The sequence below is a fragment of the Hoeflea algicola genome, from assembly GCF_026619415.1.
In the GTDB taxonomy this organism is placed as follows: Bacteria; Pseudomonadota; Alphaproteobacteria; order Rhizobiales; family Rhizobiaceae; genus Hoeflea; species Hoeflea algicola.
On record NZ_JAOVZR010000001.1, the window covers coordinates 1,023,937 to 1,046,136 of the forward strand.

Sequence of the window (22,200 nt, forward strand, 5' to 3'; positions counted from 1 at the left end):
TTGGGTGTTGGTCAATGGCGGCGCGCGTTTTGCGATAGCCTTTGGCGGCACGCATGCATGCCAACGAGGCATGCAGCAAACATTGCAGAGCGAGCTGATGCCTTCCATTCAAGCCAGTGCCTATCCCGTCTCTGTATTGGTGCCCACCCTTGTGCCACCACGCACGGACACCAACGCATCAACCAACAACAACACCAAGAGCACGACGGCGAAACTTGACGGGGTCACGTCCTCCGACGTCAGACTTACCGTATCTGATCGCGTCGGCGCATTTCTGGCGACAGAACAGACCGAGAAAAACGACGCAGGCCGCGCCAATCGCCCACCGCCACCACCACCCGGTGGCGGACCTCGCCCCGATGGCGCATCTGCTGGTGGAAGCCAGGCAGTGGACGAAAGCGAAACTGCACTGTTGTTACTGGAAACGGATGAGACTGAAACGGACGAAACCGAAGAAGACGATAGCGATTCGGTTGGGGACACGACATCACAGATCATCTCGATCCTGTTTGACGAAGCCCAGACCTATCAGCCCTCGTCGATTTACTGACACGGTCCGAGCCGAGCAAACCCGGTCCAGGTTCCGGAAAATCTCTTTTTGAAAGACGTTCCTCCGCATTGCCGCGCGCCACGCTCATCGCATACCATGCGCAGCGGCGCCCGCATCCGCGCCCAACTGCCCGCCCGCAAATGAGGATCTGTCCATGACTGCTGCCGCCGACACCAGCCCCTTAGTCGTTTCCTTCGATTGGCTTGAACAGCGCCTCGGCTCGCCCGGGCTCAAGATTGTCGACGCCTCCTGGTACCTGCCGGCACAAAACCGCGATCCCCGGGCCGAATTTGCAGCCAGCTGCATTCCGGGCGCGGTATTTTTCGATCAGGACGCGGTCGTCAAACCGGGTTCCAGCCTGCCGCACACCTTGCCCAGCACCGATGATTTCGCCCGCGCCGCAGCTTCGCTGGGGCTGTCACAGACCGATATCATCGTCGTCTATGACGGTCCGGGCATGTTCTCGGCGCCGCGGGTCTGGTGGATGCTGCGCATCTTCGGCGCTGACAATGTTTATGTGCTTGATGGCGGTTTCGATGCCTGGAAGACGGAAGAGCGACCAGTCGACACTGGCGCGCCTGCCTCGCCAGAGCCGGGCCAGTTTGTTGCGACATTCAACGCGCAGGCAGTTGCGGGTTTTGACGCCATGCGTACGATCATCGACAACCAGTCGGTGCAGATCGCCGATGCCCGCGGTCCCGGCCGGTTCACCGGTGTGGAAGCCGAACCCCGCGCGGGCATGCGATCCGGTCACATGCCGGGCGCTCGCAATGTCCCGTTCACGATCCTGTCCAATGGTGGAAAGCTGAAGCCGCTCAGCGAGTTGCGCGAAATTCTTGAATCTACAGGTCTCGACCTAGACCAGCCGGTCGTCACCACCTGCGGATCGGGCGTTACCGCCGCCGTCATCACCCTGGCGCTGCAATCGGTCGGCCACCGCGACAACATGCTCTATGACGGATCCTGGTCCGAATGGGGCGGCCGCGACGACACCGCCATTGTCACGGGAGACGCGTGAGATGGCAAAAGCCGCCAAACCGCGTTCGCTCAAGGCCACAGTCACCCATCTTGAAATGACCAGACGACCGCGCATCACGCAACCGCTGCCGGTCAATCTGCACGCCACCTTGATACGGGCGACCGACATTCCACTGCATTTTTATCGCTACCTGCACTGGCAGGTCGGCCGTGAATGGCATTGGGTCACCCGTCTGCGGATGAACAACGAGAAGCTGAGCAAGATCGTCCACGCCAAGACCACCCGAATCTACGTGCTCAGCCTTGATGGCGCGCCCGCCGGATTCTTTGAGTTGTCGGATGTTTTTGATCTCGACCGTGGAACTGGTCTATTTCGGGTTGATGGACCACGTCCGCCGGCGCGGACTGGGCGAGTGGATGTTGGGACAGGCCCTATTAACCGCCTGGTCGTCCACCCCTGCACGGGTGATCGTGTCGACCAACACGCTCGATCATCCCGCCGCCTTGCCGCTTTATCAGAAGATGGGATTCGAGCCCGTGAGCCAGAACCAGGCGATTGTTCGCCCGCTCTCCGATGATGAAATCCTGACGCTCGTAAAAGCCGAAATATAACAATCCTGCATGCTAGGCCGCCGGCGGAACAACCACCGGCGGGGTAAGCTCTGCGGCCAGTCGCTCAGGCAACCTTGAGCACCTGATCGGGATCAGCCATTTCGTAGCCCAGCGCATCGGCGACGGGACGGCTGGTGATGCGGCCCTTGTGGACGTTCAGCCCGGCGCGCAGGTGGCGGTCCTCGGCAATCGCCTTCAGCCCCTTGTCGGCCAGCATCAATCCGTACTGCAACGTCGCATTGTTGAGAGCGTGCGTCGAGGTGATCGGCACCGCGCCCGGCATGTTGGCGACGCAGTAATGGATCACGCCATCAACCTCGAAGGTCGGATCGGCATGGGTAGTGGCGTGCGAAGTCTCGAAGCAGCCACCCTGATCGATGGCGACATCGACAATTACTGAGCCCTTCTTCATGCCCGACAGCATTTCGCGGGTGACGAGTTTCGGGGCGGCTGCACCCGGGATCAGCACGGCGCCGACCACCATGTCAGCCGAGAACACTTCCTCCTCAAGCGCATCGATGGTCGAATAGCGGGTATGCACTCGACCATTGAACATGTCGTCAAGCTGGCGCAGGCGCGGCAGCGAGCGGTCGAGAATGGTCACGTCGGCGCCGAGCCCAACGGCCATCTTGGCCGAGTTGAGGCCGACCACGCCGCCGCCGATCACGGTGATCTTGGCCGGCAATACCCCCGGAACCCCGCCCAGCAGAATACCGCGTCCGCCATTGGCCTTCTGTAGCGATGTCGCACCAGCCTGGATTGCCAGCCGTCCGGCCACTTCAGACATTGGCGCCAACAGTGGCAGGCCGCCACGGTCATCGGTTACGGTCTCATAGGCCACGGCCGTACAGCCCGAGGCCAGAATCCCCTTGGTCTGCTGGGGATCTGGCGCCAGGTGCAGATAGGTGTAGAGCAGTTGACCGTCGCGCAGTTGCGCCCATTCCGTAGGCTGCGGCTCCTTGACCTTGACGATCATATCGGCGCGCGCGAACACATCTTCGGCGCAGTCAACCACCTGGGCGCCTGCAGCCTGGTAGGCAGCGTCGTCCGCACCGATGCCGATGCCAGCCATGGTCTCGACAATGACCTCATGGCCATGGACCACGTATTCACGCACGGCGCCAGGCGTGAGGCCGACACGATATTCATGGTTCTTGATTTCCTTGGGGCAACCTACACGCATTGACGTCTCCTCCGGGAGATTGACCGGCAAATTTGCGCCGGCAGAAGTTTCAATGCAGCCTATTGAATCATTTCCCGCCCGAGATGTCCTTGCAAGCTGGACTTGATCGAACCGCCCCATTCGAATATTATTGCGTACAATTGCAAGAAAATCGGACATTCTCCGAATGAGTGACCTAGACACCATTGATATCGCTATCTTGAGTACACTTCAAACAGAGGGTCGTATCTCCAATGCGGCGCTCGCCGAACGTGTCGGCCTGTCGGCATCCGCCTGTTCACGGCGACTCGACATTCTCGAAAGAACTGGTGTCATTAACGGCTACCATGCCCGCGTGTCGCACAAGGCACTTGATTACCGGATGATCGCCATCGTCCATATTTCACTGTCGGGGCAATTCGCCAAGACTCTGGCCGAGTTTGAATCGGCGGTGAAGCGCTGTCCCAATGTTCTGGTCTGCTACCTGATGAGCGGCGAATATGATTATGTGCTTCGGATCGCGGCGCGAGATCTTGAAGATTATGAACGGATCCACCGCGACTGGCTTTCAGCCCTGCCCCACGTCGTCAAGATCAATTCCAGCTTTGCCCTGCGCGAGGTCATCGATCGCCCGAATGTCGGCCTCAGTTGAATTGGTGCGAAAGACTCCGACCCAATCGCCAAGCGCGCCATTGCAATCGCAGCAATCGCATTGGCTTGGATATTCGTCTGACACGGACAGATCGACCGCCGCATGGATCAGCGGTCGACCATTATCCAATCGCGATATCTGGCGTCCCACACTCATATCTGAAAACGCGGCAGCACCAACGCCCGTGTGCTTACATCCAGTAAGGCGGCTGACCGTAATGGGCGTAGAGCCGTTCCTGGGTGGACTGTGACCAGTCATAGTCGGAATCGCGGTTATACTTCGGCGCGCCTTCGACCTGTTCCTTGGTGATATCTGCGCGATATCCGCCAAGCTTCTCGTCATAGCGCAGCTTCTCCCACGGCAGTGGGTAATGATCGTCGCCGATGCCAAAGAAGCCACCGAAGCTGAGTACGGCATAGGACACTTTGCCGTCGAGCTTTCCAATCATGACTTTCTCGATCGAGCCAATATGCTCTCCGGTGCGATCATAAACTTCGGTTCCGGCAACCTTGTCGCTGCCGATCAGGGAGACATTTTCCTTGGTGATGCTCGTCATCTCGTAATCCTTTCGGTTGGGAGACGCCGGACGGCGCTCTGTCTGGAATACTTTGGATCGGCATTTCCGACTGGCCGGGGCCAGCGAGGAAAGCCGTGCCTGAACAACGCTTTCGACTCGCGCCCGTTCCAAATTCTATTGAGATTTTTTCGCGGCGAGCGCACCCCGTTATTGCCGCAATTCGGGGCTGATCGTGCTGCACCACAACTGCGATTCCTGTATGCAGAAATCAGCTCGAAATCGGCTCGCCGCCATTAGGATGCAGTACCTTCCCGGTGATATAGCTTGAATCTGCACAGGCCAGAAACAGGTAGCAAGGAGCCACCTCATTGGGTTGACCGGCCGGCCAAGCGCGGAGAGACAGCCCACTCCGAGCTCCGGGCGCATCAGGAGAGAGGTTTGACAGCATGAGCGAGAAAGAACTCGACGAGATGGCCTCAACTTCGCGAAAGCATCTGGCTGAGCACGCGACCGAAGACTAGCGCCATCGGTTTTCAGGTGTTGTTGGAATTTGCCACTAGTTACGGAAACAACGCCGCACCCTGCTCGTCGATGATTTGGCGTGCCTTGCGGATCGTGATCGGCAGCACATCATCGCGGCTGGAAAAAACATCGGCGCGCACGAATTTGTATTCCCGTTCCGCCTCTCCCTCACCCATGACGATGCGGCCGGCAAGGCGCCATTGGCCGCCCTCGGCCATCGGTTCGGCATAGATCCGGAAATCCTTGTAGATCTCGGGCTCGTTGGCGGCCTCCGGTGTGGCCGGCGCAGAACTGCTGCCAAACATGTTGCGGATGCTGTCAAGAATTCCGGCCATCTCAAACTCCTCGTACTGGTTCTGCCTTGCCGCGGACGCAGCCCGCTACACCGCTTGCCGTCACGTCTGTGCTTATTCGGTTGCGCAACTGTCATGTCGGGATCACACTCCCCGACTATGCCCTCTCGGCGAAGCCGCCGAAACGGATGTCATGTTGACGCGCCTCAATGCACCACGCGGGTGACACGGCACCCTTTCTAGATCAAAGGTGAGGAGAAAGTCCATGAAAGACCAACGTATTCTCGACATGCTGCACCCGATATCTCGGCGCTCGCTGCTCAGCGGCATTGCCGCCACCAGCGCACTTGTCATGGTTCACCCGTTCACCGCGCGGGCGGCTGCCAACCAGGCTCATTTGCGCATCATGGAAACCACCGACCTGCATGTTCACGTATTCCCCTATGATTATTATGGCGACAAGCCCAACGACACGATGGGGCTGGCCCGCACGGCGTCAATCATTGATCAGATGCGTGCCGAAGCGCGCAATTCGATCCTGATCGACAATGGCGATTTTCTGCAGGGTAACCCGATGGGCGATTATGTTGCCTACGAACGCGGTATGAAGGATGGTGACCTGCACCCGATCATCGCCGCCATGAATGTGCTGGGCTATGATTGCGGCACGCTGGGCAACCACGAGTTCAATTATGGCCTTGACTACATGTTCAAGGTCATGGCTGGCGCCAATTTCCCGATGGTCTGCGCCAACGTCACCAAGGGGGTGCTTGCCGCCAATCCGCTCGACGATGACCTGTTCCTAAAACCCTACATCATCCTCGACCGCACCATCACCGATGGCACCGGCGCCGAGCATCCGATCAGGATCGGCTTGATCGGCTTCGTGCCGCCGCAGATCATGACCTGGGATGCGCGTCACCTGACCGGCAAGGCTGCCACGCGCGATATCGTCAAGACCGCGGAAGCCTGGGTGCCGCAAATGCGCGAAGAAGGTGCCGACCTGGTCATCGCCCTGTCGCATTCGGGCATGGGCCAGCAGGTCTGGGCCGAAAACCTCGAAAATGCCGCCATTCCGCTGGCTGCCGTTGACGGCATCGACGCCATTGTCACCGGCCACAGCCATCTCGATTTCCCCGGCCCGAAATTTGCCGACATGGCTGGTGTCGACAATGCCAAGGGCGCCATCTCCGGCAAGCCCGGTGTCATGGGCGGGTTCTGGGGCTCGCATCTGGGCCTGATCGACCTGATGCTGGAACGCGACGGGACTTCCTGGAAGGTGACGGGCCACAGTTCCGAAGCCCGGCCGATCTATGAACGGGTGGACCGAAAGGTCGTAGCGCTAGTGCCCGACAAATCCGAAGTTCTTGCCGCTGCCCAGGCCGACCATGATGCGACGCTCGCCTATGTGCGCACCGCGGTGGGCAAGACATCGGCGCCGCTGCATTCCTATTTCGCACTGGTCGCCGATGACCCGTCGGTGCAGATCGTCAGCCAGGCGCAGACCTGGTACATCACCGACATGCTGTCGCAGACCGAATGGAAGGATCTGCCTGTGCTTTCGGCTGCCGCACCCTTCAAGGCAGGCGGACGCGGTGGCGCTGACTACTACACCGACGTTCCCGCCGGTGATATTGCGATCAAAAATGTGGCCGACCTCTATCTCTACCCCAACACGGTGCAGGCCGTGGTCATCAACGGCGCACAGGTCAAAGACTGGCTTGAAATGTCAGCAGGCATCTTCAACCAGATCGAGGCAGGGACGCAGGACGCCGAACTAATTAATGGCGATTTCCCGTCCTACAATTTCGATGTCATCGACGGCGTCACCTATCAGGTCGATCTCACCCAGCCACCCAAATATTCCTCCAAGGGCGACCTGCTCAACCCCGACGCCAACCGGATTCAAAATCTTAGCTACAATGGACAGGCCATTGACCTGGAACAGAAATTCGTGGTCGCCACCAACAACTACCGCGGTGGCGGTGGTGGCAATTTCCCCGAAATCGGTCCCGACAAGGTGGTCTTCCAGGCTCCCGACACCAACCGCGATGTGATTGTGCGCTTTATTGTCGAGCAAGGCACGATCAACCCGTCGGCGGACGGCAACTGGCGCTTTGCGCCGGTCAAGGACACCACCGTGCTGTTTTCCACCGGGCCCAGGGGCAAGGAGTTCGTCAACGACATCAAGGGGGTGTCAATCGAACCGGCAGGCGAAGGCACCGACGGCTTCGCGCTTTACCGCATCAAGCTTTAAGCCACACAGATAAAGCAGGCTCCCGACGCAACACGCGCCGGGAGTTTCCAGACAAAATTTAAAACTCCGCCCAAACCACTTAGTTTGACCGGTAAATACGCTGCAACACCCTCACTATTTACAAGCAACATCTTGGGGAAAAACTTTAGGCCTTTAGTTATTGGCATCTGCGATATTTGACGCATGCTGAACTATTGGAGGCAAACGGACATGAAGGGTTTTGTTGGTCGCGCGGCGCGCCGCGATAAAACACGAATGCGCGCGACAATCGACTACAAGGGGCGCGAAACCCCTGGCGCAGTACTTGATCTGTCCAAGCGCGGAGCCTGCCTCTATCTCTCCACCGACATCCCGGTCGCGTTTGGAAGCACGATCACTTTCAACACACATGAAATGGGCCATCTGACAGGTGTGGTGCGCTGGGCCCGCCAGTCCCGCGTAGGTATAGAACTGGACACATCATCCAACACCGAAGCCAAGGTGGAGAGCTACTTCAAGCGGAACAGGAACGGCGATACGGACTGATCACTTTCACGGCGGGGTCACCCGACGTCGATTTGGCGATTGATCGGATTTAATTCGCATCAGGTTTCAATTCTGGCGACACAGACATCGACCCGCTGTAGCGCGGGGATTCACCCGCTCTTAACCGAGTCCTATGTTGACGAACGCCATTAGCAATTTTGTTACGGCATGTTGCGACAATTCCTGTGCAATTAGTCAGGGGGAAGAGAACCGACATGAAGGGATTTAATGGTCGCGCGATCCAGCGGGACAGGACGCGTCTTCGAACCAAAATTGACTGCATGGGCCAAAAAACCCCTGGCTGGGTGCTTGATCTGTCGCAACATGGCATCTGTCTGAACCTGTCGCTCGACATCCCGGTGGCGATTGGTGACAAGATCACCGTGGAGACGGAAGAGATGGGGCTTCTGGTCGGAACCATTCGATGGATCCGGGGACCGCGGATAGGCGCTGAACTGGTGCTCACGTCCAACAATCGGGCCAAGGTCGAGAGCTACTACCGGATGTTCCGGGACAACCATCAGCCCGCATAGCGCCCTAACGTCTTTCCATTTGAAAGACAGCTGATCATCCCTGTGTGGCAGCGGTGCAGCCATTGAGCGCTCCCCCACCTTAAGCTAGCATCGCCTCACCCCACGCCTCGGTAAACGGTGGCTGCCCGGAGAGAGCGAACAGGAATGGCAAAGCGAACGTCAAAGACACGTAAGGTACTGTATTTCATAGGGCTACTGGTCGTGCTCGGCGGCGCGGCATTTGCCCTGGGACCACGCCCTGCCGCGGATACCAGTATCGCATTTGACAGCGCCGACCTGCCCGCCGATCTCGACCAGTATCTGACAGATTCCGAATCGCGCTTTGCAGATCTTCGACCGGGCAATGCCCGCCAGATTGTCTGGGCCTACCCGGTCTCGCGTGCCCGCACGCCGATTGCCATCGTTTACATTCACGGTTTCTCCGCGAGCCCCGGCGAAATTCGGCCGATGCCCGATCTGGTTGCCAGTCAACTCGGCGCCAATCTCTATTTCGCGCGGCTAAAGGGCCATGGCCGCAGCGGCGACGCCATGCTCGAAGGCTCGGTCAATGGCTGGGTCAATGATCTTGCCGAAGCTATTGCCATCGGCCATCGGTTGGGCGAACGCGTCATCATCATGGCGACTTCGACCGGAGCAGCGCTTGCCACCTGGGCCGCTACCCAGCCTGAATTGATGCACGATGTTGCCGGTCTGGTGCAGATTTCGCCCAATTATGGCGTTCAGGCGGCAGGTTCCGGATTGCTCACCGTTCCCTGGTCGAACAAGCTGGTGCGGCTGGTTCTAGGCGAACGCCGCTCATTCGAGCCACGCAATGAACGCCACGCCCAATACTGGACTCACGACTATCCCAGCCTGGCCTTGTTGCCGATGGCGGCCCTGGTCAATCTCGCGGGCGGCGTCAATCCGGCTCGGGTGACGGCACCGTCACTGTTTATCTATTCGCCGCTCGACCGCGTCATCCGGCCGGACCTGGTCAAGGCGATGGCGGAAAAATGGGGCGGCCCAATCAAAAGCATCGAAGTCACCGACAGTAACGATCCCAACAACCATGTGATTGCCGGAGACGCGCTTTCGCCCGACACGACAGAACGATTGGCGGCTGAAACCGCGGCCTGGATCGCCGATCTCTGAGCACCAATCAACCGAAGCCGATTGATACCTGCAGGCGTCAGATGATCAGGTTGGAAATGATCTCGTTGTCGGTAATGTCCTGATAGCCCAACCCGGCATCATCGAATGCTTTCATCAGGCTGATAAAGTTCTCAGGCGCACGGCTCTCTATGCCGATCAGAATCGATCCGAAATTGCGTGCTGATTTCTTCAGGTATTCAAACCGGGCGATATCGTCTTCGGGGCCGAGCAGCGACAGAAAATCCCGCAGCGCACCCGGGCGCTGAGCCAACCTGAGCACAAAATACTTCTTGGTCCCGGCATGGCGCATGGCCCGTTCCTTGACGTCCGGCAGCCGTTCGAAATCGAAATTCCCGCCGGAGACGACCGCCACCACACTTTTGCCCGCCAATTTCTCCGGTCCCAGCGTCTCCAGCGCCGTCAGCGACAGCGCACCCGCAGGCTCAAGCACGATGCCTTCTGTGTTGAGGATCGAGGTCATGGTCAGGCAGATGGCGTTTTCCGGAATCAGCAGCACCTGATCAACGTCAAAGCGGTCCAGGATATCGAAGTTCACAGCGCCGATCTGCGCCACCGCGGCGCCATCGACGAAATTGTCGGTCTTGGACAGCTTGATCCGGTGTCCCGCGGCAAGGCTCTCTTTCAGGCTCGGCGCGCCGGCAGGTTCGGTCAGCACAAAGCGGTCGTTAGGCACGCGGCCTTCGAAATAGCGTGCGACACCGGCCGAAAGCCCGCCACCGCCCACCGGCAGCACGATCATGTCCGGAGTTTCACCCGCGGGCAGTTGCGCGGTGATCTCGGCTGCCACGGTGGCCTGGCCCTCGATGATGTCGGCATGGTCAAATGGTGGCGCCATCAGTGCGTTTTCAGTGTCGGCAAACTCCAGCGCCGCCGCCAAGCAAGCGTCGAAAAAGTCGCCGGTCAACCGGATTTCGATGAATTCGCCGCCAAACATCCGGGTCTTGTCGATCTTCTGCTGCGGCGTCGTCACCGGCATGAACACCACGCCCTTGCGGCCAAAATGCCGGCAGGCATAGGCAAATCCCTGGGCATGATTGCCCGCCGACGCGCAGACAAACAGCGAGAGCGCCGGGTTTTCCAGCAAAGCCTTGCGGATAAAGTTGAAGGCGCCACGGATCTTATAGGACCGGACGGGAGACAAATCCTCCCGCTTCAGCCAGATCCGCGCGCCATAGCGTGTCGACAGAAGGTCATTGAGCTGCAGCGGTGTCGGCTCGAACAGCGCGCGCATTTCCGCCAGCGCCAGATCGGTTTGGGTGCGGAAGCCGTCAGGTGATTGTTTTTCGGACATCAGCGGTCTATGCCATGAGAACCCGCCGGTTGCCAACCAGATCCGGTCCATCGCTTTCGATAAGAGGCACTGCGTGAACGGCCAAACGATTCGATCCGCCGTGTTCATTGCATCCATGGCCGGTTTGTATCTATCCGCGGCGATGCTGATCCCCGCCGGGCTGGATTTCTATTTTGGCAACCCGGACTGGCAGGTCTTTGCCATATCGGCTTTTGTCGTTGGCTCCATCTGCCTGGCCTCTGCCGCTGCCAACCGCGGGGTCATGGCGCCCTTCTCCAAGCGGCTCGGCTTCCTTGTGGTCAATTTGTTGTGGCTCACGCTCTCGATCACCGGCGCCATCCCGTTCTATCTCTCGTCGCTCGGGTTGGACATGGCCGATGCCCTGTTCGAGTCGGTCTCCGCCGTCACCACCACCGGCGCGACCGTCATCTCAGGGCTTGATAACGCCCCGCCGGGCCTGTTGCTGTGGCGCTCGCTTCTGCAATGGATGGGCGGCATCGGCATTGTCGCGCTGGGACTGCTGGTTCTGCCATTTCTCAAGGTCGGCGGCTTCTCCGTATTCCGCATGGAATCGTCTGACACCGCTGAAAAGCCGCTCGCCCGTTTTGCAGCGTTCATCCAGGCGTTCTTTGCCATTTACATTGGTCTCACGGTGGCCTGCACTGTGCTTTACAGCCTGCTCGGCATGAGCCAGCTTGATGCCCTCAACCACGCCATGACGACAATTGCCACCGGCGGCTTTTCAACCCATGACGCGTCTTTTGGGGCGTTCCAGTCGCCTGCCCTGATCTGGACAGCGACCTTTTTCATGGCCGTGGCCGGGCTTCCGTTCTCGGTGATGATCCTGTTTGCCGTGCGTGGCCGGCTCGACGCACTGCGCGATCCACAGATTTTGGCCTATGCGGGAATTCTGCTGGTGCTCTCGATCACCATTGCGCTCAGCCTGCGGCTCGGTCAGGGCGAAGGCTTCGGCATGGCGCTGACCCACGCCGCCTTCAACGTTGTCTCGATCGTCACAACGACCGGCTTTGCCAGTTCCGATTACACGCTGTGGGGGCCACTGCCGGTGGCGTTGTTCTTCATGGCCACATTCCTGGGTGGCTGTTCCGGCTCCACTGCCGGCGGCATCAAGGCCTACCGGCTGGTCATCATCGCCAGTTCGGTCCGCTCCGGCCTGTTGCGGCTGATCTATCCCAACTCCGTTCGCCCGGTCCGCTACGGCAATATTGTCGTCGAACCGGACATGCAGCGCACAGTGTTCCTGTTCGTCTGCGCCTATTTCGGCGTCTGGGCGCTGGGTTCGGTGGCACTGGCCGCCACCGGGCTCGATATCGAAACCGCCATATCAGGATCAATCACCGCACTCGCCAATGTCGGCCCCGGCATAGGCCCTGTGATCGGACCCGCAGGCAATTTTGCCTCGCTCGGTGATCCAGCCAAGATGATCCTGGCCTTCCTGATGCTTCTGGGACGGCTCGAAATTCTCGCTGTGCTGGTGCTGCTGGTGCCGGGATTCTGGCTCGACTGACGGCGCTTTTGCCCGGGCCAGACGCATTGACACAGGCAATCTTGTCACCAAACCTTAGCGAACCAGAATGGCGCGCAGATCATTGACGTTGGTTCCTGTCGGCCCGGGAACGAACAGATCTCCGAGCGCATCAAACGCCGACCACGCATCATGCCCGGCCAGACAGGCCTTGGCGTCGATCCCCGCCGCGCGCAACCGCGTCACACTGGTAGAATCGGCAAATGCGCCTGCATTATCCTCGGACCCGTCAATGCCGTCGGTATCTGCGGCAAGCGCGCAGATGCCGTTCATGCCCTCGATTTCGACGGCGAGAGCCAGCAGGAATTCGCTGTTGCGACCACCGCGTCCGCCCTTGTCGCGGATTGTCACAGTGGTTTCGCCGCCTGAGAGCACTACGACCGGTTTCCTAAACGGCCGGTCCTTGAGCAGGATTTCGCGGGCAATCGCCGCGTGCAACCGCCCCACCTCCCGCGCTTCGCCCTCCATGGCGTCGGACAGGATGACCGCAGCAACCCCTTGCTGCTCGGCAGCCTGTGCAGCCGCCTCAAGAGATTGCGCGGCAGAGGCGATGACGTGAACCTCATGGCCTGTAAACCGCGCGTCCTGAGGCCCGGGCGCTGCCGCATCTTCTGACCGCAGATGCTGCATCACCGCGTCAGGCAGCTTGATGCCATAGGCCGCAATCGCCGCAAGCGCATCGTCGCTGTTGGATGAATTGGGAACCGTGGGGCCGGAAGAAACCAGCGCCGGATCATCGCCGGGTATGTCCGAGACAATCAGCGAGACAACCCGCGCGGGATGTGCCGCCGCGGCAAGCCGGCCGCCCTTGATTGAAGAAATATGCTTGCGCACGACATTCATCGCCGAAATCGGTGCACCGGAGGCAAGCAGCGCCTCGTTGACGGCGATCTCGTCGGCGAGCGTCAACTTGCCAGCGGGCGCGGGCAGCAGCGCCGAGCCGCCGCCACACACCAGCGCAATGACGAGATCATCCTCGGTCAACCCTTCAACCGTTTCAAGCAGCCGACGCGCTGCGGCAAGGCCAGCTTCGTCAGGCACCGGGTGCGCGGCCTCCAGCACGGTAATTTTCTCGGTTGGTGCGCTATACCCATAGCGGGTCACCACCACGCCTTCGAGCGGCGCCTCCCAGCTGGCTTCCAGCGCGGCCGCCATTTGCGCCACTCCCTTGCCAGCGCCGACCACCACGGTGCGACCCTTGGGCTTTTCCGGAAGATACTTGCGGATCGACAGCGCCGGATCCGCCGCCGCAATGGCAGCTTCAAAAAGCGCCGTAAAGAACGGCTTGTGATCAGACCCGTGTTCCAATTGATATGCCCTCTTTTGATCGCGACCGGCACTTATGCGCCCGCCTCCCAAGCCTGCAGCAGCGATCCCGGCTATACCGACAATGCACATGCTTTAACAAGCCGTTCCGGTTTGCCGGCGCATCGCGGGCATATCGAAATTACCATTAAATCCGATTGCCGCGTTCATTATCCCAAAGTTCTAGACTTGCCAAATTAATCTACATATGAAAATAACTATCATATACGAAATACACGAAGCGGAAGAGGGAGGCTCTCCAGCGTCGACAAGCGGTTCGCGAAAAGACGCAGCCAATCAATCACAGCAGATGAATTTCGACCTGCCCGTACACCGCAAGACGGCAACGGAACAGGACCAATCGTATGATCAGGAGGAAACACCATGACCAGTTTGAAATACCTGTTGCCGGCCCTGCTGCTGACAAGCAGCACAGCTTTCGCCGATGAGGCACTTTACAAGGATCTGCCGGGCGATCTTCCCGGCCTTTATATCGGCGCATCATCAGAAATGTTCCCGTCGGCCTATGATGATTTCAAGGTCGCCGATGGTGACTGGAAGTGGTGCCATTCGGAATCCTACCAGGGCAACCCCTGGCGCGTGACTGTCACCAACGAACTCAAGCGCCTGGTCGAGGGTCTCAATGATTCCGGCATCAACGCCACGTTCGAAATTTCCGATTCGAACGGCGACGTCGGCCAGCAGATCAACCAGATCCGCACCTTCATCGACCGCAAGTGCACCGTCATCACCTCCATTGTCAGCTCATCGACAGCGCTCAATGATGCCATCAAGGCAGCCTACGACGCGGGCATTCCGTTCATCACCGCGGCCGGTTCGGTCACCAGCCCCTATGCAATCAATGTCGATTCCAACTACTACCGTTGGGGCTATGACATGATCAACGCGATTGCCATGACTGTTGGCGAAGACGCCACCATCATGATGGTCGAAGGTCTTGCCGGTCACCCGATCGTACTGCAGGAAAAGGCAGGCGCCGACGCCGCGCTCGCCGAACATCCCGGCATCAAGGTTGCCCGTACCGTCAACGGCAACTGGACGGCCAATGTGACCAAGAGCGTGCTGCTGCAGGCGCTGGCCACCTATCCGGGCAAGGTCGATGCAGTCTGGACCACGGGTTCAGAATCGCGCACCGTCGCCGAAGCCTTCAAGCAGGCCGGACGCGACGCACCGTTGATCACCGGTTCGATGACCGGCGACGCGCTCGGCTACTGGAAGGAAAACCAGGACACCTACCGTTTCGAAGGCCATGGCGTGCTGCCGCACATGACAGCCCAGACCCTGTTCCGCGCTGCCGTGCGGGTGCTTCAGGGCCAGGCTCCGAAGCTCAACACGCTGATGGTGCCGCTGCCGGTAATCTCCAATGCCGATCTCGATGGTCTCTATGAAAGCTGCATGACACCGGATTCGGTTTCAGTGTTCCCGGTCCCCGCCAGCGATCCGCTGCCGGCCGCCGAAATGGACGGTTACTTCAAGAACCCTGCCCCCGTGCCGGGTTGGGACTATGCAAAGTCCCCCAAGGCTTGCAACTAACCACCTCCATAATCCGGTCCGGCCCAACAGGCCGGACCGGTGTTCGGGAATACAGCTCATGATGATTGTTGAAGGTCTCTCCAAGACCTACGGCGAAACCGTCGCGCTCAGCGATGTTTCGATCGATTTCAAATCCGGCACCGTGCATTGCGTGCTCGGCGAAAACGGTTCCGGCAAAAGCACGCTGGTCAAGATCCTGTCCGGCATCGTCACGCCCGACAGCGGCTCGATCCGGTTCGACGGCAAACCGCTGCCCTTCGGCAGATTGCGCGACCTGATCGATCTTGGTTTGGCCACCGTGTTCCAGGAAGTACTGATCGCACCTGACCGCAGTGTCGCCGATAACATCCTGCTCGGTCTCGACGGCCCGTTCCGCCGCCGCATCAGCAAGGTCGAGCGGAAGCAGTTGATCGAAAAGGTTCTCGATACGCTGGGCGCCCGTCAGTTGCCGCTCGACATCGAGGCCGGCAAACTGCCGCTGGCCTCGCAACAAATCGTCGTTATCGCCCGCGCGCTTGCCCGCGATCCGAAAGTTCTCATTCTCGACGAGGCCACTGCCGCGCTCGACCATGGCGACCGCGAAGCCGTGTTCCAGATGATGGAGCGCATGGCCGCTGACGGCAAACTGGTGATCTTCATTTCCCACCGTATGGAGGAAGTCATGCGCTTGTCCGACGATGTCTCGATCCTGCGCAGCGGCATGCATGCAGGCTCTTTTGCGCGAGGCAGCTTCACGGCCGCCGACCTGCTCGCAAAGATGGCCCCACCAGCCCGCGGTCTTGTTGAAGAAGGCACGGCACAATGAACCAGACCACCGCATCGCTCGAAACCGTCGATCTGGTCCATACAAAGGGCGCGTCACCGGTGACACTGAATTTTCCGGCCGGACAGATCATCTGCCTGGCCGGCCTTGATGGCCACGGCCAGGAACGATTTCTGGAAACCCTGGCAGGCTGGAACCGGCCGGTCACGGGCGGCGTTTACACGCCCGGGCCAACCGCCCGCGAAAAGCTGCGTGGCGGCCGTCACGCCAACCGTCTGGGCGTTGCCTTTCTGCCGCGCGACCGGCGCGAGAATGGCATTTTCCCGACCCAGTCAATCCTCGACAATTTCGCCATCAGCTCGACCGGGCGCGATACGCTGTTCGGCCTGATTAGTCCGCGCAAGCGCAATCGCCGTTTTGCCCATTATCAGCAATTGCTGGGAATCGTTGCCGATGATCCCCGCAATCCGATCACCTCGCTGTCGGGTGGCAACCAGCAAAAGGTGCTGGTCGCCCGGCTTCTGGCAGGCGAACCCCGCGTGTTGTTGCTCAACGATCCGACCCGCGGCGTCGATGTGGCTACCCGCACCATGCTCTACCGGCTGTTTTGCGATCTCGCCGCCAAGGGCATGACCCTGGTGATCGTCTCGACCGAAATCGAGGAAGCCATCAATCTCGCCGACCGGGTGATCGTTTTCCGCGATCAGGACATCTCGGTGGAATTGTCCGGCGAGCACAAGACCAATGCACGCGTGCTTGCGGGCATGTTCGGAGAGGCCGCATGAGCGTTTCAACCAGCACCCCACTTGCCGATTCCGCAGCCTCCGGCCGTCAGCCGCTGACATTGCGGACCCTGATCGGCCGTATCGGCTTCGGCGGCACCATCCTGATAATCCTGCTGATCCTCAACATCTGGTTCAACCCTCAGCGGTTTGCACCCGCGGCCTGGGGCACCGTGATTGGTCTCGCCGCACCGCTGATCGGCGCAGCGCTTGCCTCCAGTCCATCAATCCTGTCGGGCCGCGGCGGGCTCGACATTTCCATCGGACCGCTGATGGGCTTCATCAATGTCATCATCGTCGTCTTCGTGATTGGCAAGGCGGGTTTGAGCGGACCGGTTCCGGTGATTGCCGCCAGCATGGCAATCGGCATTGCCTTTGGCGCCTTCAACGGCTTTCTGGTCACCATCCTGCGTATACAGCCGATTGTCGCCACGCTTGGCACCTTCCTCATTCTCGGCGGATTGACCACAACCCTGGTGCCCTCCCCCAGCGGCACCATTCCCGACTGGCTCAGGACCATGTCGGGCGGCTGGTCGATCCTGCCGCTCGTCGCCATCGGCGCCATCTGGCTGGCACTCTCCCGGCTTCCCTATATCGGGCTGCTGATGGCCTGCGGCAGTGATGACCGCGCCGCCTACACGTCCGGCGTCAATGTCACGCTGGTGCGGTTTCTCGCCTATGTGCTCGGCGGTCTGTTTGCAGGTTTCGCCGCACTTTCGCTGACCGCACTGATCGGTTCGGCCGACCCCAATATCGGCGCAAATTACACGCTGCTGGCAATATCCGCAGTGGCGCTCGGCGGCATCAGCCTCGCCGGTGGGCGCGGCGGCCCGGTCAATGCCGTAACCGGCGCAGCGGCAATCTTCCTGCTGCAGAGCCTGCTGGTCTATTTCAATGTTTCCACCTTCATCCTGCAGATGGCCTACGGCACCATTCTGGTGATCGCCGTCTCCGCAACCCAGATCGAACGGTGGCTGTTTTCACGAGGAGACCGGTCATGATCACCAGGATTGGCGCCGAATTCAAACGCAACCGGCTCTATGGCGCACTGGTAATGGTGGTCATCCTGCACCTGATCGGCATCGCCCTGATCGATGGCTACGGCTCGATCTTCACATTGCGGTCGATGCTGGTGCTCAGCGCGCTGCTCGCTGTCGCTTCCGTCGGCCAGACGCTTGTCATCATTCTTGGCGGCATTGATCTGTCGATTCCGTTTGTGGTCGGCGTCGCCAATGTCGTGGCCGCCCAGCTTTATGGCGACGGCATGGACTTTGCGCTGGTGTTCGTCATCGTCTCCCTGCTGGCGATGGGCATCGGCGCCATCAACGGGCTGATTTCAGCAGGCCTCGGCGTTCATCCGCTGATTGTCACGCTCGGAGTCGGCACTGTGGCGCTCGGCGCAGTTCAGCAATGGACCGGCGGCTTTCCCTCTGGCAGCGCACCGCAGTTCATCTCCGATTTCGTCTCCATCGGCGGCACACTCGGCCCCTTGCCGTTCCCCGGCCTGGTGCCCGCCGTGTTCGTGCTGATTGCGCTGGTGGTGCTGGTGCTCAGGCGCACCACCTTTGGCCGTCAGCTCTACGCACTTGGCAGCAACCCGAGTGCTGCGCGCTATGCACTCATCCGCCCGGTCTTCACCTGGACCGTGACCTTTGCCATCAGCGGCTTCTTCTCTGCCCTCGCCGGCATCCTGCTGCTTGGTTTTTCCGGTTCGGCCTATGCCGGGGTCGGCGAGCCCTACCTGTTCCAGACCATCGCTGCGGTGGTGATCGGCGGCACCGCTCTGGTCGGCGGCTCCGGCTCTTATGTCGGCACAGCGATCGGCGCCGCGGTGCTGATCGAGGTCAATACCTTGCTCATCGGCCTGGGCTTCAATCCATCCGCGGTCCAGGCAGGCCTCGGGCTTGGCATTCTCGTTCTCGTCAGTCTCTATGGCCGTGAACGTTCAGTGGCACAGGATATTTGACCATGACCATTTCCGATCTTTTCGTCAGCGGCTGCAATCACCCGACCGGCTATTTCGCCACCTCGAACTCGCCGGGCATCTCGATCTTCCGGATTGATGTGGCGCAAACATCGGCTGAACTACTGTCCCGCTTCGAGGAGATCGAGAACCCGACCTTCATGATCGCCAGCCCGGCGGGAGATCGGCTTTATGCGAGCAGCGAAATGCCATTGTGGGCCGAAGGTGCCGTCACCGGCTTTGCGCTCTCCCCCGATCACCGCACCATCACCAGATTGGGGCGCCAGTCTTCAGCCGGTTCGATCACGGCCCATCTCAGCCTGGATCGCACCGGGCGTTACGTGCTGATCAGCAATCATGGCTGGGACGAGGATCTCGGTGGCCGCGATCAGGCGCTCGCGCTTGTCGCCGTCGATGCGCAAACCGGCGTCGGCGATATTGTCGCCAGCACCAAACAAACCGGCACAGGTCTACAATTGCCGCGTCAGGGCCGCTCGCATCCCCATGCAGCACTGGCGACAGCAGATAACCGCCATATCGTCGTTTCAGATCTCGGCGCCGATGCCCTGATGGTCTACCGTTTTGAGGTCGAGGCCGGCGCAATTGCGCTGGCGCATACGGTAGCACTCACCCCCGGCACCGGCCCGCGCCATATGGCGTTCTCCCATGACTGCGCGTTTTTGCATGTCTGCGGCGAACTCGATTCCTCGGTGACCAGCCTGCGGGTCGATCAGGCTTCGGGCGCTTTGGAGATCATCGGACGGTGTCGCACAATCCCGACCGACTGGTCCGATCTCAACCACACATCGGAATTGGCACTGGCGCCCTCGGGCCAGCATCTCTATGTCGCCAACCGCGGCCACGATTCGATCGCCCGCATCGCCATCGATCCGGCCACAGGCACACCAGAAATGGTCGATCATGTGGCCAGCGGCGGCAAAACCCCGCGCCATTTTGCTTCCGACCCCGATGGCCAGTTGCTGGCAGTCGCCAACCAGGACAGTGACCGCGTAAACTTTTTGGCGATCGCCGCCGATGACGCCCTGCAAGCTCTTGATTTCCACCTTGAGATTGGGACCCCAACCTGCGTCGGCTTTGTCCCGTGGGGAACATAACTTGATGAATAAATCGATCTGCGTCACCAACAACCCGACAATTTGCAATGCTCGCCATTATCGGGCAAAGGCTTGGTCAGGTTTGATCGGACGAGGACGCCATGACCGACACTTCGGATACAGTTGACATGAAGAGCGGCAAGTACACAGCACCTGCTCTGTCCAAGGGGCTCGACATTCTGGAATTGCTGGCGTCCGATGCCGACGGCATGCGCAAGAGCGATATCGCCAAGGCACTGGAGCGTTCGATCAGCGAGATCTTTCGGATGCTGGCAGTGCTCACCGAGCGCGGCTACGTGTCGTTTGAACCATCAACCGAACGCTACGCGCTGACAACCAAGCTGTTCGAAATCGCCCACCGACACCCGCCGATCCGGCGGCTGTCTTCGGTGGCGATCGAAACCATGCGCAAGCTGGCGCTCGAGGTCAACCAGTCGATCCATCTGGCAATTCAGCATGGCGACGACATTCTCATCATCGCCCAGGTTGATGCACCCGGCAACAATGTCACCAGTGTTCGGCTGGGTGCGCGTGTGCCCATGGAAGAGACTGCATCCGGCGCTATCCTGTTCAGCGCCCTGACAGAAAATGAGCAGAAAAAATTCCTGCAGCGCGCCAAGGATCGCGAAGCCAGCATTGTCGACTCCTTCCTCGTCCACTTCGATGCCTTCCGGAAACGGGGTTACTGCCAAAGCCCATCGGCTGTGATCGAGGGTGTAATCAACATCTCGGTGCCATTGCGTGATTATTCCGGCGCTATCATCGCCGCCTTGACGATCCCGTTCGTCAACCGCCTGCGCACCCCGCATTTCGTCTCGCTCGAGGAAACCAAGGCATTGCTGATAGATGCCGGCCGCGAGGTTTCAGCGCTGCTGGGCAGCAACACCTTCGCTGGCGATCACGACAATAGATGATATATAAAATACACTTTCGCAGATGAAAGCTTTGCGCTAGACTGCCTCCAGCTCTGTGGAGGACTAAATGACTGATTCTGTTGTATTGAAGGGCATGACCTGGTCGGACCCGCGCGGATATGATCCGGTTGTGGCAGCGGCGAGCGCATTTGCCGAAACCCATCCAGGCGTTTCGATCGAGTGGGACAAACGCTCATTACAGGGGTTTGAAACCACCCCGGTCGACGAACTCGCCGCCCGTTATGATCTGATGGTGATCGACCATCCCCATGTCGGCTCTGTCGCTGACCGCGGCTGCCTGCTGCCGTTTGAAGAATTCGCCAGCGAAGATGCCCTGGCCGAACTGGCCAATCACTCCATCGGCCGCAGTTTCCAGAGCTACTTCCTGAATGGCCATCAATGGGCGCTGCCGATTGATGCGGCAACTCAGGTGCAGGCCCACCGGGCCGATCTGTCGCCGCGGGTTCAAAACTGGAGCGATGTCATCCGCAAGGCCGAGGACGGACATGTCATCTGGCCGTTGCGTTCCCCGCACGTGCTGATGAACCTCTATACGCTCGCTGCCAATGTCGGCCATCCATGTGCGACCAGCTATGGCGATTTGATCGATCCGGAAACCGGCCGACAGGTACTCGAACAGCTGCGCGCCGTCGCCAAGCACATGGATGATGCCTTTTATGAAATGGATCCGATCGCGGTACTCGATGAACTTTCGTCATCGGATCGCTATCACCTCTCACCGCTTGTTTACCTCTACAAGGGCTATGCCAACGACGGCTACCGAAAGCACCGGATCCATTTCACCGACATGCCGGTGCTGGGTCGCAACGGCCCTCTCGGATCGGCACTGGGTGGTACAGGCATAGCGATCTCATCCAAGACCGCGCACCCGCAATTGTGCACGGAATTTGCTCTCTGGGTTGCCAGCGCCGAGTGCCAGCGCGGCCTCTATGTCAAAGCCAACGGTCAACCCGGCAATGCGCTCGCCTGGAGCGACCCGGCCGTCAATGCCGAAACGCTCGACGCCTATTTCAACACAAGGCTGACCCACGAAACCGCATGGCTGAGACCGCGCCACGACGGCTATATGCAATTCCAGGAGGAAGGCTCTGAAATTGTTGCCGATGCCCTGCGCGGCAAGCTGGAGCCGGATCAGGCGGTAACGCGCCTCAACGAGCGCTTTCGCGCCAGTTTCAACCGGGAGAGCCACTGAT

General features: G+C 59.8%; 23 protein-coding genes. 18 read left to right on the plus strand and 5 right to left on the minus strand.

What is annotated here, in order from left to right; genetic code table 11:
• Positions 1-7: 7 nt before the first annotated feature.
• The 3 genes from OEG84_RS05105 (at position 8) to OEG84_RS25460 (ending at position 2,140) form a co-directional block, all read left to right on the plus strand.
• Positions 8-550: a hypothetical protein gene (locus OEG84_RS05105; RefSeq protein WP_267652721.1), complete on the plus strand. Its 543-nt coding sequence runs from the start codon at positions 8-10 to the stop codon at positions 548-550.
• 154 nt (positions 551-704) lie between these two features.
• Positions 705-1,568 carry a 3-mercaptopyruvate sulfurtransferase gene (gene sseA, locus OEG84_RS05110; protein WP_267652722.1) on the plus strand — a complete coding sequence of 288 codons (864 nt, stop codon included), beginning with the start codon at positions 705-707 and terminating at the stop codon, positions 1,566-1,568.
• 299 nt (positions 1,569-1,867) lie between these two features.
• On the plus strand, positions 1,868-2,140 hold the full coding sequence (locus OEG84_RS25460) for a GNAT family N-acetyltransferase (RefSeq protein ID WP_425602823.1): 273 nt from the start codon (positions 1,868-1,870) through the stop codon (positions 2,138-2,140).
• A 64-nt stretch (positions 2,141-2,204) separates the two neighbouring features.
• Here the strand turns inward: OEG84_RS25460 and ald are convergent, their stop codons facing one another.
• Positions 2,205-3,323, minus strand: coding sequence for an alanine dehydrogenase (gene ald / locus OEG84_RS05120; RefSeq protein WP_267652723.1), 1,119 nt, complete (start codon positions 3,321-3,323; stop codon positions 2,205-2,207).
• A 166-nt stretch (positions 3,324-3,489) separates the two neighbouring features.
• Between ald and OEG84_RS05125 the strand changes: the two genes are divergently transcribed.
• Entirely contained in the window at positions 3,490-3,954 is a 465-nt protein-coding gene (locus OEG84_RS05125) for an Lrp/AsnC family transcriptional regulator (protein WP_267652724.1), read from the plus strand.
• A gap of 190 nt (positions 3,955-4,144) precedes the next feature.
• On the opposite strand, the gene OEG84_RS05130 is transcribed toward OEG84_RS05125, so the two are convergent.
• Positions 4,145-4,510, minus strand: a complete 366-nt coding sequence (locus OEG84_RS05130; RefSeq protein WP_267652725.1) for a PRC-barrel domain-containing protein — start codon at positions 4,508-4,510, stop codon at positions 4,145-4,147.
• A 407-nt stretch (positions 4,511-4,917) separates the two neighbouring features.
• Here OEG84_RS05130 and OEG84_RS05140 point away from each other — a divergent pair, with 407 nt between their 5' ends.
• Entirely contained in the window at positions 4,918-4,992 is a 75-nt protein-coding gene (locus OEG84_RS05140; protein ID WP_267656095.1) for a DUF3008 family protein, read from the plus strand.
• Positions 4,993-5,031: 39 nt separating this feature from the next.
• On the opposite strand, the gene OEG84_RS05145 is transcribed toward OEG84_RS05140, so the two are convergent.
• Entirely contained in the window at positions 5,032-5,328 is a 297-nt protein-coding gene (locus tag OEG84_RS05145; protein WP_267652726.1) for an HlyU family transcriptional regulator, read from the minus strand.
• Between the two features lie 223 nt (positions 5,329-5,551).
• On the opposite strand from OEG84_RS05145, the gene OEG84_RS05150 reads away from it, so the two are divergent.
• From OEG84_RS05150 to OEG84_RS05165, 4 genes are all read left to right on the plus strand, one after another.
• Positions 5,552-7,543 (plus strand): bifunctional 2',3'-cyclic-nucleotide 2'-phosphodiesterase/3'-nucleotidase, encoded by a 1,992-nt coding sequence (locus OEG84_RS05150; RefSeq protein ID WP_267652727.1) that lies wholly within the window; start codon positions 5,552-5,554, stop codon positions 7,541-7,543.
• Positions 7,544-7,753: 210 nt separating this feature from the next.
• Positions 7,754-8,068: a PilZ domain-containing protein gene (locus tag OEG84_RS05155; RefSeq protein WP_267652728.1), complete on the plus strand. Its 315-nt coding sequence runs from the start codon at positions 7,754-7,756 to the stop codon at positions 8,066-8,068.
• Positions 8,069-8,283: 215 nt separating this feature from the next.
• Positions 8,284-8,601: a PilZ domain-containing protein gene (locus tag OEG84_RS05160; RefSeq protein WP_267652729.1), complete on the plus strand. Its 318-nt coding sequence runs from the start codon at positions 8,284-8,286 to the stop codon at positions 8,599-8,601.
• A 144-nt stretch (positions 8,602-8,745) separates the two neighbouring features.
• Positions 8,746-9,732, plus strand: coding sequence for an alpha/beta hydrolase (locus tag OEG84_RS05165; protein WP_267652730.1), 987 nt, complete (start codon positions 8,746-8,748; stop codon positions 9,730-9,732).
• 37 nt (positions 9,733-9,769) lie between these two features.
• Here the strand turns inward: OEG84_RS05165 and ilvA are convergent, their stop codons facing one another.
• Positions 9,770-11,044, minus strand: a complete 1,275-nt coding sequence (gene ilvA, locus OEG84_RS05170; protein ID WP_267652731.1) for a threonine ammonia-lyase — start codon at positions 11,042-11,044, stop codon at positions 9,770-9,772.
• A 73-nt stretch (positions 11,045-11,117) separates the two neighbouring features.
• Here ilvA and OEG84_RS05175 point away from each other — a divergent pair, with 73 nt between their 5' ends.
• A complete protein-coding gene (locus OEG84_RS05175) occupies positions 11,118-12,572 on the plus strand; it encodes a TrkH family potassium uptake protein (protein ID WP_267652732.1) in 1,455 nt (484 codons plus the stop codon).
• A gap of 54 nt (positions 12,573-12,626) precedes the next feature.
• Here the strand turns inward: OEG84_RS05175 and OEG84_RS05180 are convergent, their stop codons facing one another.
• Positions 12,627-13,988 carry a glycerate kinase type-2 family protein gene (locus tag OEG84_RS05180; RefSeq protein ID WP_425602824.1) on the minus strand — a complete coding sequence of 454 codons (1,362 nt, stop codon included), beginning with the start codon at positions 13,986-13,988 and terminating at the stop codon, positions 12,627-12,629.
• Positions 13,989-14,279: 291 nt separating this feature from the next.
• Here OEG84_RS05180 and OEG84_RS05185 point away from each other — a divergent pair, with 291 nt between their 5' ends.
• The 8 genes from OEG84_RS05185 (at position 14,280) to OEG84_RS05220 (ending at position 22,199) form a co-directional block, all read left to right on the plus strand.
• Entirely contained in the window at positions 14,280-15,449 is a 1,170-nt protein-coding gene (locus OEG84_RS05185) for a substrate-binding domain-containing protein (RefSeq protein WP_267652734.1), read from the plus strand.
• A gap of 58 nt (positions 15,450-15,507) precedes the next feature.
• Complete coding sequence (locus tag OEG84_RS05190; protein WP_267652735.1) at positions 15,508-16,254, plus strand: ATP-binding cassette domain-containing protein; 747 nt, start codon at positions 15,508-15,510, stop codon at positions 16,252-16,254.
• Complete coding sequence (locus OEG84_RS05195; protein WP_267652736.1) at positions 16,251-16,997, plus strand: ATP-binding cassette domain-containing protein; 747 nt, start codon at positions 16,251-16,253, stop codon at positions 16,995-16,997. Before OEG84_RS05190 ends, OEG84_RS05195 begins: the two co-directional genes overlap by 4 nt.
• Entirely contained in the window at positions 16,994-17,995 is a 1,002-nt protein-coding gene (locus OEG84_RS05200; RefSeq protein ID WP_267652737.1) for an ABC transporter permease, read from the plus strand. Before OEG84_RS05195 ends, OEG84_RS05200 begins: the two co-directional genes overlap by 4 nt.
• Positions 17,992-18,960 carry an ABC transporter permease gene (locus OEG84_RS05205; protein WP_267652738.1) on the plus strand — a complete coding sequence of 323 codons (969 nt, stop codon included), beginning with the start codon at positions 17,992-17,994 and terminating at the stop codon, positions 18,958-18,960. Before OEG84_RS05200 ends, OEG84_RS05205 begins: the two co-directional genes overlap by 4 nt.
• 2 nt (positions 18,961-18,962) lie before the next feature.
• A complete protein-coding gene (locus OEG84_RS05210; RefSeq protein WP_267652739.1) occupies positions 18,963-20,072 on the plus strand; it encodes a lactonase family protein in 1,110 nt (369 codons plus the stop codon).
• A gap of 101 nt (positions 20,073-20,173) precedes the next feature.
• The gene (locus tag OEG84_RS05215; RefSeq protein ID WP_267652740.1) at positions 20,174-20,986 is read left to right on the plus strand and encodes an IclR family transcriptional regulator; all 813 of its coding nucleotides are present in this window, start codon (positions 20,174-20,176) and stop codon (positions 20,984-20,986) included.
• 67 nt (positions 20,987-21,053) lie between these two features.
• Positions 21,054-22,199 (plus strand): extracellular solute-binding protein, encoded by a 1,146-nt coding sequence (locus tag OEG84_RS05220; RefSeq protein WP_267652741.1) that lies wholly within the window; start codon positions 21,054-21,056, stop codon positions 22,197-22,199.
• The last annotated feature ends 1 nt before the right edge of the window (position 22,200 follow it).